Source organism: Deinococcus psychrotolerans (assembly GCF_003860465.1).
GTDB classification, from domain to species: domain Bacteria; phylum Deinococcota; class Deinococci; order Deinococcales; family Deinococcaceae; genus Deinococcus; species Deinococcus psychrotolerans.
Genome location: NZ_CP034183.1, coordinates 898,902 through 916,650, shown reverse-complemented (window position 1 = coordinate 916,650; position 17,749 = coordinate 898,902). Strand labels below are relative to the sequence as shown.

General features: G+C 61.6%; 17 protein-coding genes. 12 read left to right on the top strand and 5 right to left on the bottom strand.

Translation table 11 applies throughout. The features are described from left to right. Window positions 1–56: 56 nt before the first annotated feature. Entirely contained in the window at window positions 57–548 is a 492-nt protein-coding gene (locus EHF33_RS04505; protein WP_124868261.1) for a fasciclin domain-containing protein, read from the top strand. Between the two features lie 82 nt (window positions 549–630). Here EHF33_RS04505 and EHF33_RS04500 read toward each other — a convergent pair whose 3' ends face one another. Beyond that, the gene (locus tag EHF33_RS04500) at window positions 631–2,673 is read right to left on the bottom strand and encodes a DNA gyrase subunit B (protein ID WP_124868259.1); all 2,043 of its coding nucleotides are present in this window, start codon (window positions 2,671–2,673) and stop codon (window positions 631–633) included. Window positions 2,674–2,911: 238 nt separating this feature from the next. Here EHF33_RS04500 and EHF33_RS04495 point away from each other — a divergent pair, with 238 nt between their 5' ends. After that, window positions 2,912–3,385: a hypothetical protein gene (locus EHF33_RS04495; RefSeq protein ID WP_124868257.1), complete on the top strand. Its 474-nt coding sequence runs from the start codon at window positions 2,912–2,914 to the stop codon at window positions 3,383–3,385. A 9-nt stretch (window positions 3,386–3,394) separates the two neighbouring features. Here the strand turns inward: EHF33_RS04495 and EHF33_RS04490 are convergent, their stop codons facing one another. Continuing rightward, window positions 3,395–4,309 carry an SIS domain-containing protein gene (locus EHF33_RS04490; RefSeq protein WP_124868255.1) on the bottom strand — a complete coding sequence of 305 codons (915 nt, stop codon included), beginning with the start codon at window positions 4,307–4,309 and terminating at the stop codon, window positions 3,395–3,397. A gap of 145 nt (window positions 4,310–4,454) precedes the next feature. On the opposite strand from EHF33_RS04490, the gene EHF33_RS04485 reads away from it, so the two are divergent. The 10 genes from EHF33_RS04485 to EHF33_RS04440 all read left to right on the top strand — a co-directional run bounded on the left by EHF33_RS04485 (window position 4,455) and on the right by EHF33_RS04440 (window position 14,924). Then, window positions 4,455–4,787: a DMT family transporter gene (locus EHF33_RS04485; protein WP_124868253.1), complete on the top strand. Its 333-nt coding sequence runs from the start codon at window positions 4,455–4,457 to the stop codon at window positions 4,785–4,787. 25 nt (window positions 4,788–4,812) lie between these two features. Next, on the top strand, window positions 4,813–5,655 hold the full coding sequence (gene rapZ / locus EHF33_RS04480) for an RNase adapter RapZ (RefSeq protein WP_124868251.1): 843 nt from the start codon (window positions 4,813–4,815) through the stop codon (window positions 5,653–5,655). 217 nt (window positions 5,656–5,872) lie between these two features. Continuing rightward, a complete protein-coding gene (locus tag EHF33_RS04475) occupies window positions 5,873–7,300 on the top strand; it encodes a gluconeogenesis factor YvcK family protein (RefSeq protein WP_338135031.1) in 1,428 nt (475 codons plus the stop codon). Window positions 7,301–7,427: 127 nt separating this feature from the next. Then, window positions 7,428–7,676, top strand: coding sequence for a hypothetical protein (locus EHF33_RS04470; protein ID WP_124868249.1), 249 nt, complete (start codon window positions 7,428–7,430; stop codon window positions 7,674–7,676). A gap of 201 nt (window positions 7,677–7,877) precedes the next feature. Continuing rightward, complete coding sequence (gene topA, locus EHF33_RS04465; RefSeq protein ID WP_124868247.1) at window positions 7,878–10,805, top strand: type I DNA topoisomerase; 2,928 nt, start codon at window positions 7,878–7,880, stop codon at window positions 10,803–10,805. A gap of 4 nt (window positions 10,806–10,809) precedes the next feature. After that, window positions 10,810–11,109 (top strand): hypothetical protein, encoded by a 300-nt coding sequence (locus EHF33_RS04460; protein ID WP_124868245.1) that lies wholly within the window; start codon window positions 10,810–10,812, stop codon window positions 11,107–11,109. A gap of 268 nt (window positions 11,110–11,377) precedes the next feature. Further along, window positions 11,378–12,394 (top strand): MerR family transcriptional regulator, encoded by a 1,017-nt coding sequence (locus tag EHF33_RS04455; protein WP_124868243.1) that lies wholly within the window; start codon window positions 11,378–11,380, stop codon window positions 12,392–12,394. Next, complete coding sequence (locus EHF33_RS04450) at window positions 12,394–13,032, top strand: helix-turn-helix domain-containing protein (protein WP_124868241.1); 639 nt, start codon at window positions 12,394–12,396, stop codon at window positions 13,030–13,032. The genes EHF33_RS04455 and EHF33_RS04450 overlap by 1 nt, the downstream gene beginning before the upstream one ends. Before the next feature lie 86 nt (window positions 13,033–13,118). After that, window positions 13,119–14,069: a complex I NDUFA9 subunit family protein gene (locus EHF33_RS04445; RefSeq protein WP_241191258.1), complete on the top strand. Its 951-nt coding sequence runs from the start codon at window positions 13,119–13,121 to the stop codon at window positions 14,067–14,069. A gap of 9 nt (window positions 14,070–14,078) precedes the next feature. Then, a complete protein-coding gene (locus EHF33_RS04440) occupies window positions 14,079–14,924 on the top strand; it encodes a phosphotransferase (RefSeq protein WP_124868239.1) in 846 nt (281 codons plus the stop codon). A 10-nt stretch (window positions 14,925–14,934) separates the two neighbouring features. Here the strand turns inward: EHF33_RS04440 and EHF33_RS04435 are convergent, their stop codons facing one another. From EHF33_RS04435 to EHF33_RS04425, 3 genes are read right to left on the bottom strand one after another with little or no spacing between them, the layout of a single operon-like run. After that, entirely contained in the window at window positions 14,935–16,041 is a 1,107-nt protein-coding gene (locus EHF33_RS04435; protein WP_124868237.1) for a DUF418 domain-containing protein, read from the bottom strand. A 58-nt stretch (window positions 16,042–16,099) separates the two neighbouring features. Beyond that, on the bottom strand, window positions 16,100–17,152 hold the full coding sequence (gene hemA, locus EHF33_RS04430; RefSeq protein ID WP_124872828.1) for a glutamyl-tRNA reductase: 1,053 nt from the start codon (window positions 17,150–17,152) through the stop codon (window positions 16,100–16,102). Window positions 17,153–17,160: 8 nt separating this feature from the next. After that, on the bottom strand, window positions 17,161–17,712 hold the full coding sequence (locus EHF33_RS04425) for a precorrin-2 dehydrogenase/sirohydrochlorin ferrochelatase family protein (RefSeq protein WP_241191257.1): 552 nt from the start codon (window positions 17,710–17,712) through the stop codon (window positions 17,161–17,163). Window positions 17,713–17,749: the final 37 nt, after the last annotated feature.

The following is a 17,749-nucleotide window of genomic DNA, read 5'->3' as shown; positions in this document are numbered from 1 at the left end:
TAAAGAGTACAGACTTCAGAGTCGATACTTGTTCTGTACCTTGAAAGGAGTCGGTTATGTTTAAGAAAACCCTGCTTTTGACGACAGCCTTGGTTCTCGCTCCCTCTGCGTTCGCTGCTGGTGAAACCCCCACCTTACCCAACAACAGCATCGCTGGAATCGTGGTGAGCAATCCCGACTTCAGCACGTTGCTGGCAGCCGTAGAAGCCGCTGGTTTGGTGGATACGCTGAACGGCTACGGCCCCTTCACGGTGTTTGCGCCGACCAACGCGGCCTTTGCCAAGGTGCCAGCCGATCAGCTCAAAGCGCTGCTGAACGATCCGGCCAAACTCAAGGCCGTACTGCTCTACCACGTCGTGTCGGGAAGAGTCATGGCGGCAGACGTGGTCACCATGACCAGCGCCAAGAGCTTGCAAGGCTCTCCGCTGAATATCATGGTCAATGGCAGCACCGTGATGGTCAATGACGCCACCGTCACCGCGACCGATATTTCGGCGACCAACGGTGTGATTCATGTGATTGATACTGTATTGCTGCCGCCCAACTGAGGCAGGCTGCAACAAGCGAATTTTAGAGAAGAAAAGCGCCGCTCCTATGAAAGGGGCGGCGCTTTGGTCATGTCACTTCAGCTTAAATACTGATTTCGGCGAAGCGGGCATTCTCGCGGATAAATTCCTTGCGCGGCCCCACGTCCGTTCCCATCAAAGCTTCAAAGACTTCGTTGGCAATAATCAGATCTTCGATGCTGACGCGCTTGAGTACCCGGCCTTCGGGATTCATGGTGGTGTCCCAAAGTTGGTCGGCGTTCATCTCGCCCAGGCCCTTAAAGCGCTGAATCTCGTACTTCTTGCCTTCTTTGTTGGCAGCGGCCACGTGCTTTTTCAGCTCGTCTTCGGCATACAGATAAGTGCCTTTGTTGCCGCTGGTCTGACGGCCAACCACGATGCGGTAAAGCGGCGGCTGGGCAATGTAAAGGTGGCCCTGCTCCACGATAGGGCGCATATACCGGAAGAAAAAGGTCAGCAGCAGCGTGGTGATGTGTCCGCCGTCCATGTCGGCGTCAGTCATGATAATGACTTTGTGGTACCGCAAGTTGGAGAGGTCGAAGTGAACGTTGTCGCCGGTTCCCTCCACGCCCGCGCCAATGGCCCCGATCAGTGAGCGAATTTCAGCGTTCTTGAGGATTTTATTAAGTTCGGCTTTCTCGACATTGAGAATCTTGCCCCTGAGCGGCAAAATCGCCTGGAAGCGGCGTTCGCGTCCGCCTTTAGCGCTGCCGCCTGCCGAGTTGCCTTCCACAATAAACAGCTCGCTCTCGGCGGGGTCCTGCGAGGAGCAGTCGGCTAGTTTGCCCGGCAGATCATCATTTTCCAGCGGATTGCTGCGGCGGATGATGTCGCGTGCCTTGCGGGCCGCTTCACGCGCACGTGCGGCTTCGGCGGCCTTCTCGACGATGGTTTTGCCGATCTTGGGGTTCTCCTCCAAGAATTCGGCGAACTTGTCGCCCACCACCGCGTTGACGGCGGTCTGCGCCTCGCTGTTGAGCAGCTTGACTTTGGCTTGCGACTCGAACTGCGGCTCTTCCACCTTCACTGAGACCACGCAGTAGATGCCTTCCAAGAGGTCGTCTCCGCCGGGGATGGGGTTTCCGGCCTTGATCATGTTCTTGTCGCGGGCGTACTTGTTCAGGATGCGGGTGTAAGCGGTTTTGAAGCCGGTCAGCGGCGTGCCGCCGTCGCGGGTGCGGATCATGTTGGCGTAGGTCAAGATGTTGTCGCTGGAGTAGGTGTTTGCGTGAATGAACGCCACTTCCACGTCCACGCCGCTGTGGCGTCCGCGCATCACGATGGGCTGGTCGTACAGCAGCTTGGTGTCATCGATCACCAGAGCGCGGGCAAAGTTGGCGATACCGCCCTTCTCGTGGAAAGTTTCTTCCTTGATCTGGTCGCCGTGAAGCTCAATGCGCTCGTCGCGCAGCACGATCTTGAGGCCGGTCAGGTACGCCAGCTCCCGCAGACGACCCCGGATGCGGTCGTAGTTGAAGCTGTTGTCGAACTCGTTGAACACCTCGGCGTCCGGCAAGAAGCTGACTTTGGTGGCCCAGCGCACGTCGGCTGGGGTGTCGCCCAGCACTTCCAGCGGCGTGACCACATCGCCCTTTTCAAAGCGGATGTGGTGGAGCTGGCCGTGCTTGTTGACGGTCACGTCGAGGTAGGTACTCAGGGCGTTGACCACGCTGCTGCCGACGCCGTGGAGGCCGCCTGACACCTTGTAAGCACCCTGGCCAAACTTGCCGCCCGCGTGCAGTTCGGTGAAAATCACTTCGATGGCGCTGCGGCCCTCGGACTTCATGATGTCCACCGGAATGCCGCGCCCGTTGTCGGTGACGGTGGCCGCGCCGCCTGCGTGCATGATGATATGCACTTCATCGGCAAAGCCCGCCAGACCCTCGTCGATGGCGTTGTCGATGATCTCGGTCATCAGTTGGTGGTAGCCGTCAACGCCGGTGCCGCCCTGCACGTACATGCCGGGGCGTTTGCGAACCGCTTCTAGGCCTTTGAGGACGCTGATCTGGCTGGCGTCATATTCTTGGAAGGGTTGTTGCTGAAACTGCTCAGGCTCTTGGACTTGTTCGGGAGACAGCGCCACTTCGGGCAAATCAGATGAGGTCATGAAACTCCTTTATGTTGTGGGCGTAGCTTGGCCGGGGTCGAACGCGCCTGTGATTTCTTGCGACAGGACACGCTTCTTGTTACTCCTCAGTGTAGCATTTCATGGCAGATCGGTCAAGGAAATTACGCTATGAGCGGAAGCGGCTCGGTGTGTTTCATATCGCCGTTTTTGCCGCTTGGGCGCGGGTTTTCAGCGTCTTCTTGCTTTTGACCGCCGCCCGACCCGTTACCCTAAGCAAATGGACTTGCTGCGTGCTTTTCACGATTGGACTTTTAACACGCCTTACGCCAAGCTGGCTCCCAATCCCTTCACGCTGATTTGCCTGATCCTGATGATCTGGAGCGTGGTTCCGGCAATTCGGGGCGTGGTGGACGCGGGCTTTGTATGGGTGACTCGCCTGAGTTGGGCCGTCTTCTTACTCTACGGAGCCAGCGGCATCGCACTGGCAATCGCCGGTCTCAAAGTGCCGAGCGCGGTGCTGGAGGCGGGCAAAACCGTCACCAAGTACGGCTTCTTGCCCGATCCCAAGCGCAACCTGGAGCATTCCATGTACGCCATTTTCGCAGTGGCGAGCTTGTATTTTATCGAAGTGCTGATCGCGGGCAAAATCATCGAGCGCCGAAGAGGCTTGTATTTTTTGCCGGTGGTGACGCTCTTTTTGTGGGGCTGCGCCTACATGGTCGGGCGGGTGGCGGTCTTTCCGGGCGAGTGAGGCGGGGCCCTACGCTTCCAGCCCGCTTTCGTCCACCGCTTCGCCCACGCTCAGGACTTTCAAGACTTCTTTCAGAGCGGAGCTGTCCTCGGCGCTGATGCCGTGCCGTTCGGCCAGGTAAGCTGCGACCCACGCGCCGAAGTACCAGAGGGCCAGCGTGCCCGCGTAGCCACTCGACTCTTCTGGAAACGGAACTTGCAGCACTTCATCAATTCGCGTCTCCAGCACTTCACGGGCCAGCAGCAGCTCCGGCGTTTCGTCACCCAGAATGACGGCCACCTTGCTGTCACCCTTTTCGTGCTGGGCTTCAAACGCGCCGGTCACCACGTACAGCGGCTCCTCGGCAATAGCGATGCTCAGCGTTTTGCCGACGCGGGCCAGCAGATGCTGCCAGATGTGGGTCAGTGCGGCGTCTTCGGGAGCGGCCAGCAGCAGCGGCGTGCGTTGCCACAGCGTCCAAGCCAAATCGCGGGCGGGGTTGCCTTCGTCCACGTCGGGAGCGCACTTGACGGCCAGAGCGCCGAGCAGCTTGTCGGCGGCTTGGGCGTCTTCGGCGTGTCCGGTGGCGTAAGCGGCGAACTGGGCCAGATGGTAGGTCGCGCCGATACCGCTGGGAGCCAGAAAAGTCAAATCGCGGTTGGACGCGCCGATTTGCTGAACGCCCGCCCGCACCACCGCCGCGCCGCTGACTTCGCTGAGTCCGGCGTAGTCGCGGGCGATCTGGGCGGCGTCGGCACTTTCCAGCACGATCTGGGTGCCTTCTTTGGTGAGTTTGCGCTCAACCAGAGTGTCCAGCACGGCGGCGCTCAGCGCTCCCGCACCCACCCCCACGATACCGTAAGGCGCGGTGAGGGCGCGGGTCGGCCCCTGATAAGAAGAAGGCAAGCTCAGCAGGTCGTCAATCAAAGAGGTCTTGGGCAACATGGCCCTACGTTGCCACGCCCAGCCGCTAAAGGCAAAGCACGCGGGCACACTCCAGCAGATATGAGAGCGGGGAGCGCTTCCTCTACCCGCCAAACGAACAGTAAAGTCTGAGAATGTCTTTGCCCCATCCTCTCAATGTGAGCGCGTGAATCCCTACTTGATGCTGATCTTCGCCATCGTGCTGGAAGTTATCGGCACCTCTGCGCTCAGGGCCAGCGCGGGGTTTTCCAAGCTGCTGCCGAGTCTGGTGGTGGCGCTCGGCTACGGCGGCGCGTTTTACCTGATCAGCAAAGTGCTGACCGCCTTGCCGCTGGGCCTGACCTACGCCATCTGGTCAGGTGTGGGCACGGCGCTGACCGCCTTGATCGGCTGGTTTTACTTCCGTGACGCTTTCAGTTCGCTGGCCCTGCTCGGCATCGCCCTGATTATCGCGGGCGTGGTGGTGCTGAACCTGGGCGGCGCGGCACACGGCAAGTAAAGCGCTCAGCCTCTAAACTACCCGCATGACCTTTATCGTGATTTCCGGCTTATCGGGCAGCGGCAAAAGCACGGCGCTCAAAACGCTGGAAGACGCCGATTATTTTGCCACCGACAACTTGCCGCCGGAGCTGTGGGGAGCGCTGGGCGACCTCGCGGCGGCCCGCAGCATTGACCGGGTGGCCGTGACCACCGACGCCCGAACCCGCGATTTTCTGGCGGCTTTAGACAGCAGCTTGTTGCGCCTTAAGCAGCGTCGCCGTGACGTGCGGGTGCTGTTTTTGGAAGCCGACGCCGAGGTGCTGCTCAAGCGCTACAACCTGACCCGACGCGAACACCCGCTGGGTGATCCGAGTTTGATGCTGGACTTCCGGCGCGAACGTGACCTGCTCGCGCCGCTGCGGGCCGTTTCCGATACGGTGATTGACACCACCACCTTCAGCGCCGCCGATCTCAACAAACGGCTGCTCGACTGGCTCAATATCACCAGCAGCTTTGATTTGCGCTTGTTTACCTTCGGCTTCAAACACGCCCCGCCCCGCGACGTGGATCTGGTGCTGGATATGCGGACGCTGCCCAATCCGTTTTACTCGCCGGAACTGCGCGAGAAAACGGGTTTAGACGCTGATGTGGCCGCCTACGTGTTTCAAGACGGAGCCAGCGAAGCCTTTTATCAGCACACCCTCACTTTTTTGCGCGACGTGGCGGAGCGTGCCCGCACTGGAGGGCGGCACAGTTATAATGTCGCCATCGGCTGCACGGGAGGCCAGCACCGCAGCGTGGCGGTGGCGGCCCGCCTGGAGCGTGACCTTACCGATTTGGGCGCACGCATCATCGACCACCGCGACATGCCGACTCAGGGAGGCTAAGGATGTCTTGGCTGCCATTTCAGGTTGTTGCGTCTTGTGCAGAGCGGCTTGTCGATCAGGGCAGCGCCGATGATGGTGCTTGGCCGTACCTAGCGGGCCTGCCCACGAAGAGCGCTTCATCTCTACTCTCTTCCTCACTCGCTCCGCTCGGTAAAGCTTTACGAGGAGATGCTTAGCGGTGCAAAAGTCGCAAAAGCCCTCAGCGCCCTTGCCTGGCTTGACCTCAAAGACCAATACCTTTAATTCGCCCCAATCTGCCCGCTGGGGCCGGGCGCTGAGCAACTTCAAGTCGGCCAACCACATGCGCCGCGCCAAGCGCTGGCTGACGCCGGGCATGGGCATCAAGCGTTGGTTTGCGCTGTTCGCCGCCTGCACCTTCATTGGCGCGTTGGGCTTTTTGCACTTCACTTGGACAGGGCCGCTGCATTTCGTGGCGACCCGCTGGATTTTGTGGCTCAATAATTTTACTGAGCCCGAAGTGCTGCCGCTGTGGGTCGTCGGCAGCGTGGTGATGGCGCTTTCACTGGCCGGCGCATTCACCGCCATTACCATGCTCAACCGCTCGCTGCTTCGCTCAGTGGGCACTGATCCCGGCGAAGCGGTCAACGTGATCTACTCGCGCACCACGCTGGCACGCGGCCCCAGAGTGGTGGCGGTGGGCGGCGGCACTGGCCTGTCCAACGTGTTGTCGGGGCTCAAGGCCTACTCGTCTAACCTCACGGCGGTGGTCACGGTTTCCGATGACGGCGGCAGCAGCGGCCGGTTGCGCGAGGCGCTGGATATGATCGCTCCCGGCGATTTGACCGACTGCTACGCTGCGCTCTCCGATAGCCCGGTGCTCGCCCGGTTGCTGCTGCACCGCTTTGCGCGGGGAGAAGGCATCGAAGGCCACACCTTCGGCAATTTGCTGCTGGCGACCTTGTCCGAGGAGCAGGGCGGGCTGGGCGGCGCGATGCAAGAAATCCACGAAGTGCTCAATGTGCGCGGCGCAGTGTATCCGGCGACCACTCAGCCCGCCACGCTGATCGCCCGCCTCAAAAACGGTCAGGAAGTGCGCGGTGAAAGTCATCTGGCCGACTGGGGTGGGGGAGACGGCAGTGCCGTCAGCGCGGGGGCGGTGGGCATCGAGGAAGTGCGCCTCGAGCCGCCGAACTTGCCGACCCTCAGCGCCGTCACGCAGGCGATTGAGGGCGCTGAGCTGATCGTGTTGGGGCCGGGGAGTTTGTTTACTTCCATCATTCCGGCGTTGCTGGTGCCGGGCATTCAAGCGGCCATCTGCGCTTCATCTGCGCCGCTGGTGTACGTGGCCAGCATCATGACCGAACCCGGTGAAACCGATGACCTGACCTTAGATGATCACCTGCGGATGATCGAGCGTCATCTGGGCCGCTTTCCCGATTTGGTGGTGGTCAACAACGAAGCGGTGCCCAGCACCGTGCAGGCCCGTTACCGCGAAACTGGAGCCGTCTTGATAGCGCCGCACAGCCAAGACCCCCGCATCAGGTCAAGTCTGCGCCACAGCCCGATGCTGCTTTCTGGTCACGCCCATCACGATCCGCACAAGCTGGCGCTGGTGTTGGTGGGCCTCCTCAGCAACGGACATTCCCGTTGGCACAGCTTTCAATCGAGGAGTAAGCAGGGGTGAGGGTTTTTGTTCAAGGCGACCGCACTCCAGCGGCCTTGCCACCGCCCGTTCGCAGCACCTTTTAAACAACCACTAAACAACCACAACCCACATCCAAGCTCCCGTACAAATGCGCTAACGTGCGGTCATGACATCTTCTCCCAGCCACGACGCCGAATACACCCGCAAGGTGGCGCTGGGCATTCTCAGCACGTTGCAGCACAAGGGCCTGATCAGCGCCGCTGAAGTGGACGCTATTTTGCGGGCTGCCATGCCTAGGCCGCCTGCGCCCTCGGCTCCTTTGGAAGTGACGCCCGCTTCTCCGCCGCCCAAGTCAGACCCGACCCGCGTGCGCCGTGAGCCGTTGCCGCCCCCGGTCTTTGACATCGAGCTTTAATCCTGACGATAAGCCGCTTGGCCCTGCTGAGCGGCCTTTTTCTTGGAGCTGTGGATGCCTTTTCTGGTTTGGATGAGAAGCTGATAAGGTTGACTCCATGAGACAGGTGACCTTGCATTGTGGCGAACGTGTAATACAGTGCATCCCAAATGACACTGCTTTCCTTCACTTTGTTTCTCCCGCTGCCCCTGGATACCCCTCATGTCTAATACCCTGATCATCGTCGAAAGCCCCGCCAAAGCCAAAACCATTGCCAAATACCTCGGCAAGGGCTATACCGTCGAGTCGTCCATCGGCCATATCCGCGACCTTCCCAAAAGCGCCGCCGAGATTCCCGAAAAGTACAAGGGTCAGGCTTGGGCGCGGCTGGGCCTTGATATCGAAGACGATTTTAGACCGCTTTATATCGTCTCGCCGGACAAGCGGGCGCACGTGGCCTACCTGCGCAAACTCGCCCAGCAAGCCGACGAAGTGATTCTGGCCACCGACGATGACCGCGAGGGCGAGAGCATCGCTTGGCACCTCTACCAGGAACTGAAGCCCAAAGGCGTCGTCAAGCGGATGGTCTTTCACGAGATCACCAAAGCCGCCATTGAAGCCGCCATTGCCAACCCGCGTCAGATTGACAGCAACCTCGTGGAAGCCCAAGAAACCCGCCGCGCTCTCGACCGCCTTTACGGTTACGAAGTCAGCCCAGTGCTGTGGCGCAAAGTCGCTCCTAAACTCTCGGCGGGGCGGGTGCAGAGCGTGGCGACCCGGATGCTGGTCGAGCGTGAGCGCGAGCGGATGCGTTTTGTGGAAAGCCAGTGGTGGGACATCGAAGTCGGCTGCGTCACTGCCGACGGCGAAGGCTTTCCGGCGCGGCTCCTCGAAGTCGGAGGCGTCCGGCTGGCTCAGGGGCGCGACTTTGACCCGCTCACCGGCAAACTCAAGCCCGACGCCCAAGTGCTGCGGCTGGACGAAGAGACGGCCCGCGCCCTGGCCAATTCGCTCAAGGAACAGGCCCTCAAAGTCCTGAGCGCCGAGGAAAAGCCGTTCAGCCAAAAGCCCTATGCGCCGTTTATCACCTCCACGCTTCAGCAAGAAGGCAGCCGCAAACTCGGTTTTGGCGCTCAGCGCACCATGCGGGCGGCCCAGAAGCTCTATGAGGGCGGCTATATCACCTACATGCGAACCGACAGCACCACCCTCAGCGGCGAGGCGATCAGCGCCGCCCGCGCTCAGGTCAAAGCGCTTTACGGCGACGCCTACCTCCCGGCGCAGCCGCGCAGCTACACCAAAAAAGCCAAGAACGCCCAGGAAGCCCACGAAGCGATTCGCCCCGCCGGAACAGCTTTTCGCACCCCCGACAGCCTTAAAACCGAACTCGGCAGCGATGAATGGAAGATGTATGACCTGATCTGGAAACGCACGGTGGCCTCGCAGATGGCTGACGCACGCGGACGCCGGATGCAGGTGCGCCTGGGCGGTCAGACGCAGGGTGGTCAGGCGCAAGATGCCCGTGAAGTGCTGCTGAGCGCTTCGGGCCGCTCGATTGATTTCCCCGGCTTCCTGCGGGCTTACGTGGAAGGCCGCGACGACCCACAAGCGGCGCTCGAAGACCGCGAAACGATTTTGCCGCCGCTCAAAGAAGGCCAGCAAGTCACTGCCGCCGACCCGGTGCCGTCGGGCCACCAAACCCAGCCGCCAGCCCGTTACACCGAGGCCAGCTTGGTGCAGTCCTTGGAAGGCGCGGGCATTGGGCGGCCCAGCACTTACGCCAGCATCATCGGCACCATTCAAGACCGGGGTTACGCCGCTAAGAAGGGGCAAGCGCTGGTGCCGACTTGGACGGCTTTCGCCACCTCCGCTCTCTTGGAGCACCATTTCGGCACGCTGGTCGACTACGACTTCACCGCCAAGATGGAAGAAGACCTCGACGATATCGCGGGCGGGCGGCAGCAGCGCGGGCCTTATCTGCGCTCGTTCTTTTTGGGTGAAGGCGGCGGCATGGGGCTGCGCCCGCTGATCGAAACGCAGATGGAAACCATCGACCCGCGCAGCATTGCCACCATCGCCGTGCCGAAGCTGGAGGGCAGCGGCATCGAGGTTCGGGTGGGCAAGTACGGCCCTTATCTGACGCGGGGCGAAACCAAAGCCAACATCCCCGAAGACCTAACCCCCGACGACCTCGATATGGCCAAAGCCGAAGAACTGCTCAGCCGTCCCAGCGGAGATAGGATCATCGGGGAAGACCCCGGCACCGGGCTGGCGGTGGTCGCCAAAGCCGGACGCTTCGGGCCTTACGTGCAAATTGGCGAGGAAAACCCGCCGGTTCGCACCGCCAGCCTCTTTCCCAGCGATGATCTGGCGACCCTCGGCTTGGACCGTGCGCTGAAACTCCTCTCGCTGCCGCGCATGGTCGGCGTCTCGGAAGGCGAGGAAATCTGGGCGCACAACGGCAAGTTCGGCCCCTACCTCAAGCGCGGCAACGACTCGCGCAGCTTGGCGATTCCCGAGCAGCTTTTTACCACCTCGATGATCGAGGCTGAGGCGCTGTTCATGCAGCCGCGCTTTAAAGGCGGGCGCGGCGCGTCGGCGGCTCCGCTGGCCAGCTTCGAATTCCCTGACCGAGCGCCGATTACCCTCAAAAGTGGGCGCTTCGGGCCGTATCTGACTGATGGCGAACGCAACGCCACCTTGCGTAAGGGCGAGGATCAAAGCAGTCTCAACGCTGTGGACGCCCGCAACATCTTGGAAGAGCGCGGCAAAGAGCCGAAGAAAAAAGAAGCCAAGGGTAGGCGCACGGCGACCAAAGCATCTGGTAAGGCGGCGGCCAAGCCTGCGACCAAGAAAGCGGCCCCCAAGAAGCCAGCCGCTAAAAAACCCGCCGCCAGCAAAACAGCTGCCAGTGCTGCGGCCAAACCCAAATCTCAACCGATGACGTGGGCGCAACTTAGGCCCCACCTCAGCGTGCTGAGCGACCAAGAACGCGCCCTCGTGACGGCCACCCGTGAGCGCGGCGAGAAGGTGGAGGCGGTGGCTCCTGAGCTGGGGTTGGACGTGAAAAAGGCCAAGGGAATGGCCCTGCAAGCCAGCAAAAAACTCAACCAAGCCGCGCGGGAAAGCGGAGCGCCCACCGGACACTGAAGCGGTGCCGAGTCTGCCGCCTCACGCGCCCGCCGCGCTCAATGTGCTGCGGCTGGCCAAAGTCACGCCGGACATTGCCGTGTGGTTGCCTGCGACCAACTTGCGGGCGCTGCATTTGACCCGGCCCACCCTCGGCGCGGCGGGCGGAGCGGTGATCTGCTCGGAAGGCGAGCTGCTGATCGACTTTGAGAGCGGCGCTTTTTTGCATCTGCGGCAGGGCGAAGCTTGCGCTCTGCCCAGTGCCCACCGCCTGCTGCCGGCACGAGGCTCCTGCACGGTGCTCTTGGTCGCTCAAGGCACTTAGAGCATTTGTCAAAAAAGAAGCTCTTTTTTGACCGAGCGGGCAGGCCCCATACGGGTGCCGCTCTGCTTAAGAACCAACGGGAGTGGAATAGAGAGATCATTTGGGAGGATGGATGGCTGAGCGTGCTTTTTGCTCAGGCATCTATTCGGACAAATGATCTAAGGAGAGTCTCGCGGCGCTCCAAGCCTTTTTTTGAGCCTTCATTTTAAGCTCAACCTGTCAATTGATACGGTTGCGGCCGCATTTGGTGTGGCCTAATGACACGCAGATGACGTATTTGGCAGATTCCAGCGGGCTTTTTACCGCCAGCGAAGTGGAGGCGCAACTCGGCGTACCCGCGACCACTTTGCGTCAGTGGGAGCGCCGGTATGGCCTGCCGAATCCTGAGCGCAACTCCAGCGGTTACCGGCTCTACAGCAAGCGGGACGTGGCACTGATCGACTTTATTCGTCAGCGCATCGAAGAGGGCGTGCCTGCCAGCCGCGCCGCTGAGTTGGCCAGAGGGCAATTCGGCTTGTCGACCGACGCGCCGCAGCAGACCTCATCTTATTCGCCAGCTCACCAGTCCACGCGGCCCGTTACTGGGCAGGCGGGTACTGAGCCGATCAGCACTGCGGCATCAGGAACTCAGCTGGCCGACGCTGGCCCCGCCGCTGTCCAAAACTTGACGGCGGCCCTGCTGCGGGCCGATTTGAGCCGCGCTGAGGGACTGCTCGCGCAGGCGCAGGCCCAGCTCGGCACCGAGGGCCTGCTGATGAATCTGATTCAACCGGCGCTGCTGGACATCGGTGAGCGCTGGGAGCGCGGCGAGATCACGGTGGCCCACGAGCATCAAGCCAGCGCTTTTCTCAGAACGCACATCACCAACTTGCTGAATGCGGCGGGTCACAGCCGCTTCGGGCCGAGCGTGGTGGCCGCTTGCGGGCCGCGTGAGCAGCACGAGTTGGGCCTGCTGATGCTGTGTGTAATGCTGCGGCGCATGGGCGTGCAGGTGCATTATTTGGGAGCCAACACCCCGCTGGCCGATTTGGGCGTTTATGCCCGCAGCGTCGGAGCGCGGGCCATCTTGCTGAGCATCAACACCCACGAAGCGCTGCATGAAGCTCTCGAGCAGCGCCACGACCTGAACTCCGGCCAACAAGGGCAGGCCAGCGAGATTCCGGTGTTCGTGGGCGGTCACATCATCAATGTCCAGCCCAGCGCCGCCGCTACGTTGGGACGCTGGGCGGGCAGCGACGGTCTGCAAGCCGCCCAAATGATCGTCGCCACCTTGGAGAGCCGCTGATGATAGAGCCAAGCAGCCGTAGCGGAGCGGGCAAAGTGGGACTGCGTTATGCCAGAAGCAGTTACATCTTCCGACAATATGATCCGGTGATGGGCCTTTACCGCGTCGAAACAGGGCTCATTCGGCTGGGCCAAGTCACCTCGCGGGGCCGCCTCCTGACCCTGCGCTTGGTGCAACCCGGCGATTATTTTGGCGAAGACGCTTTGCACGCCGCTGCCTACGGCCACCACGCCGAGGCCCTGACCAACTCGGCAGTGGTGGGTATTGATCCGGCGCAGCTGTCCGAGACGGCGCTGCTCGACTTGGCCCGCAGTTTAGGCAGTCAGTTGGGGCGGGTGCTGGATCACGAAGTCAATTTGCAGTCCGGCGACCTCAAGTCGCGGGTGGTGCGCTACCTTCTGCACCTCGCCGACACGCCGCTGGGCTCGGAAGACCCCGAAAACCGCTTGTATGTGCGGGCCACCCACGAACTGCTGGCCGAGGGCAGCGGCAGTACCCGCGAATCGGTCAGTAAAGCGATTACCGAGCTGCGGGCAGCGGGCCTGATCGCCACCGGCTACCGCCACATCACGCTGACGGATTTGGCGGGCCTGAGGGCGCTGCTGGCGGGTGCTCTGCAGCCTCAGCTCAAAGGCTGACAGTGCCGAAGGTAAATGAACGCCCCAATGTAAAGGAAGCGCAGAGTAGCTAGCCTAAAGTAAAAGAACGCCGAGGAGACTTCACTGTGATTCAACCTGATTTCGTTCAGTCTAATAAAACGCAGCGCATCTTGGTGACGGGAGCCACCGGCTTTGTCGGCAAAGCGGTGGTCACAGAGCTGCTCAGAAGGGGCTACACGGTGTTTGCTGGGTCGCGTGAGGGCAAAGGGCTGCCCGGCGCGGCGGGGGTCAAAGCCGATGTGACCAGCCGCGAGGGAATGCTGGCGGCAGTCGGTGACGTGCAGCCCAGCGCGGTGATTCATTTGGTGGGGATCATCGCCGAAAAAGGCGACCAGACGTTTGGCAAGGTGCATGTGGAAGGCACCCGAAACGTCCTCGCTGCCCTGCCTGCCGGAGCGCGGTATGTGCACATGAGCGCTCTGGGCGCAGACCCCGCCAGCAAAAGTGGCTACAGCTCCACCAAGGGTCAGGCCGAGCAACTGGTCAGAACCAGCGGCGCGGCCTATACCATCTTCGAGCCGTCGCTCATCTTCGGCCCCGGCGACGACTTTTTCGGGCGCGTTCTGAAGAACCTGGTGTCTCAGGCACCGATTGTGCCGCAGATTGGCGATGGGCATTTTCCTTTCCGCCCTGTCAGCATTCAGGACGTGGCCGCCGCTTTCGCGGGCGCATTAGAACGGCCCGAAACGCTGGGGCAAACCTACCAACTCACCGGCCCGGTGCAGTACAGCTTCCGCGAACTGCTGCAACTCGAATTGAGGGCGCTGGGCAAAAGAAAACCGGTGGTGCCGGTGCCACTGCCGCTGATGAATCTGGCGGTGCCGCTGATGAACATGCTGCCCAACCCGCCGATCACCAAAGACCAGTATGCCATGCTACTGGAAGGCAGCACCGCCGACCCCGAACCGGCCCGCCGCGCTTTTGATTTGCCGATGCTGAATTTGGAAGAAGAATTGCCCAAGTTGCTGGGGAAGTCGGCTGTGGACAGCGGGAAAGCGGAGAAATCCAGCGCCTGAAGGTAGAGCGTGAGCCTCGGAGCTGCGCGGGAGCTTTGCCAACAACTGAACATCAAAGATGAACCCGTTTTTTTGGCGGCGGGCGTGACTTGCCGGGTTTACCGGGTTGGCGAAGCGGCGCTGCGGATAGGAAAGGGCCGTTTCACGGTGGACGCCGAACTGCGCCGCAGCTTGCTGGCCTCCGGCGTTCCCGTTGCCGCGCCTTTGGCGTTGGGCGGGGGCTGGAGCCTTGACACGTTACTTGAGGGCAAGTCTGCGCTGCGCCTCAGTGAAGCCCAAGCCGAGCAGATCGGCGCAGCGGTATCGGTTTTGCATTCGTTTCCAGTGTCGGGCTGGGGTCTTCTGTGCGATCAGTCGGGGCCATTCGTGGGCCAAGTGGCGACCCTGCTGAGCGGCGTTCAAACCCGCCTGCAAGACGCATGGCCGTTTGGAAGCACACCCCTCGAATGCCATCCGCTGATCCGCTTTGCTCCCGACCTGCTGGCGTGCCTGCGCCCATTGGAAGCTCAGATTCTGGCGCTGGCCGACCTCGCGCCCGTCATCAATCACAGCGACCTTCACCGCGAACAGTTTTTGTTTGAAGACGGGCAGCTCACCGGCTGGCTTGATTTTGGAGACGCTGTGGCGGGGCCGCTGGGCTGGGACGCGGCCTCGTTCGCTTATTTTTGGGGATGGAAGCGGCTTCCCGCGTTTCTGGCAGGCTACAGCTCATCTGCGCTCATCCAGTCTCGGCTAGAAGCGCAGGCCCGCTTGATGGCCGTACCGCTGGCATTTCATAGGGCCAGCCGCCTAACCTTCCAACCTCAGCGTTTGGTGCGGGCAATGGCCTTCGTGCGCTCAGCGCTGGGCGATTAGAGTCAGGCGGTCAGCGGCCGTACACCAACTTTCTGACCAGCCATTCCAGCGGCCCACTTTGAAAGCGCCTCAGGTAGAGATTAGACAGTCCGACTTGCAAAAGGCCCAGTCCCAGTGCCAGCAGTAAAGCAGGCAGTGCTCCCCACTGGCGGTAGAGGCCCACGCCATACGGATAAAACAAACTGGTCATGATCAGCGACTGGGCAATGTAATTGCTCATGGCCAACCTACCGGACGCGCCAAAGGCTGTGAGCCAGCCGAGTTTGCCCGAAGCGCTCAGCAAACCCAGTCCACCGATGTAGGCTAGGGCCAGCGCCAAGCCGCCCGTCAAGCGCACCAAAATGCCCCAGTAGTCGGCGCTGTAACTGGTCTGTGTATTCAAATAGGCCAGTAGAGCGCTCAGCGGCAAGCCCACCACCGCGCCGCCAAGGAGCATCAGCCGCAGCGTGGAGCGGTGCTGCTCCGGCCACCACAGCACGCCGCTGCGGTACAGCGCTCCGCCGAAGCAAAAGAGTGCCAGCAACCAAAACCCGTCGAAGCTGACCACCGAGACGATGCTGGGCAGCGCTTCGTGGCCGCGCTCCTGCACGATCTGAGCGTAGGTTTGCCCCGCCTGCACGGTGTCGGGAATGCTCCGCAGACCATTCGGGACGCTGAGGGCCTGTAAGGTGAAGGGAAGTGCCCAGAGGCCGCCAGAGAACGCGCCCACCCACACCAGCAATTTGGGCCGCGCCGTTTCCAGCAAAATCAGGGCCACGCCCACCAAAGCGTAATTGGCAATGATATCGCCGTGCCACACCAAGACGTAATGCAGCGCCCCGACGGCCAGCAGCACCGCCAAGCGCCTCAGCAGCAAGACGCGTCCGCCGCGTTCCAAAAAAGTAAAGGCCCCCGCGCCGAACAGCATGGCAAACACGCTGATGAATTTGCCATTGAAGAACAAATCAATCACGACTTGGGCGGCCCGGTCTGCGCCGCTTTGCTGCCACTCGGCGTAGCCTGCAAAGTCTTGGGCATTGACGCACAAAATGCCCAGCAGCGCCAGGCCGCGCAGCACGTCCGGCAGCGGAGCGCGGGCGCTCGGGCGAGTGGCGGCGGGCGGGTCAGGCGAAAGCATGGCTCAGCCTACGGGAAAGCGGGGCGGGGCAGAGCAAGTGAAAAAGCGGAGAAAAAGTTCAATCACAGGCCGACAGCAAGTTGGGCCGCGTTTCTAAACCGCGCCGGGTTCTGAAATTTTGCCAGCGCAGCAGTTCGCTGACCTGAGCGCTGATGATTTCCTCGGCTTGAGGCAAGACTCCTCGCCGCCAAGCCAAGTTGCGGCTGACCACGCCCTCCAAATCGTCCAGATTGTAGAGGTGGGCTCCTTTGACCGTGTCTATGTCGGGATTGAGAATGCGCGGCACGCTGATATCAATCAGCATCATCGGACGCTCTGGGCGGCCCTCTAGGGAATTTTCTACCCCAGACGCGCCCAGCACGTAATGCGGCGCGGCGCTGCTGGCGATCACCACGTCGGCTTCTGGCAAAGCCTGATGCAAGTAGTCGGCGGCGCAGACACGGCCCCCCAACTTGTCGGCCAGTTGGCGGGCGCGGGCCTCGGTGCGGTTGACCACGATGATGTCGGATACGCCCGCCGCTTTGAGGTGGATCAGGGTCAGCTCGGCTGTTTCGCCCGCGCCAAGAATCAGAGCAGTGCGGCCCGCCAGGTTGCCCAGCCGCTGTTTGGCGAGGTCAACGGCGGCGCTCGACACGCTCACCACGTTATCGGCCAGCCCAGTTTCAAAGCGCACTTTCTTGCCCGCGCTCAGCGCTCCCTGCGCAGCTTTGTTGAGTAGCGCCGCCGTGTCGCCCGCCTCGGAAGCGGCTTGCCACGCCCGCTTGACTTGCCCCTGAATTTGGGTTTCGCCAATCACCAAGCTGTCCAGGCCCGCTGCAACCCGGTAGAGGTGCAGGGCGGCGGCCTCGCCCTCATAAAGGTAGAGATGCTCACGCAAAAAGTGGCCCCACGCGCCCTCGAAAGCGGATAAAGGATCGCCGTCGATGCCCGCAAGGTAAACTTCAGTGCGGTTGCAGGTGGAAAGCAGCATCACTTCTTGGGCGTGCAGACGCAGGTGGGCCAGCAAAGCTTCCCGCTCATCCTCGCGCACGGCGGCCCGCTCGCGAACTTCAATCGGCGCGGTGGTGTGGTTGAGGCCCACGACAGCCAAATCCAGTTTTGGAAGGCTCAGCACACTGCTCACAGGCCCACCGCCGTGCGAATCTGGGCGCGGAGATCACGGATGGCCACCTGCTTGGCCTCGCCATTCAGCAGCAAAGCCGCGTCACGCTGGCTTGTCCAAGTGGGAATGGGCAACTCGGCAGGCAAACACAGCGCCACCTTTTCGCGCAGGGCTTGGGCCAGCATCGGCAGTTCGGCTCCGGTGCTGATACTGACGCTGACGCCGCCGCGCTCCAGCACCGCCGGAAAGCGCAGATTGCCCGCCTCGGCCCGTCCCACGTGGTTGATGAGCAAACCTGCGGCTTTGGCCAAACGGGTCACTTCATCGTTCACGTCGGCATTGTCTGTGCAGGCCACCACCAAACGCACCCCAGTCAGATCGCCTGGCTCAAAGGGGCGCTGGATGATTTCAATGTTGAGGGCGGCCAGTTGCGGCAGAAGTTCAGGAGCGACAACGCGTACCGTTAGGCCAGCCGTCAGCAGCGTAGCGGCGCGGCGCAGGGCCACTGTTCCGCCGCCGACCAGCAGCGCTGTTTCACCTTCAAGATCAAGCATAGCGGCCAAATTCACTGGGGCAGTATAAGCCTGGGCGCAGGGCGCAACGTCC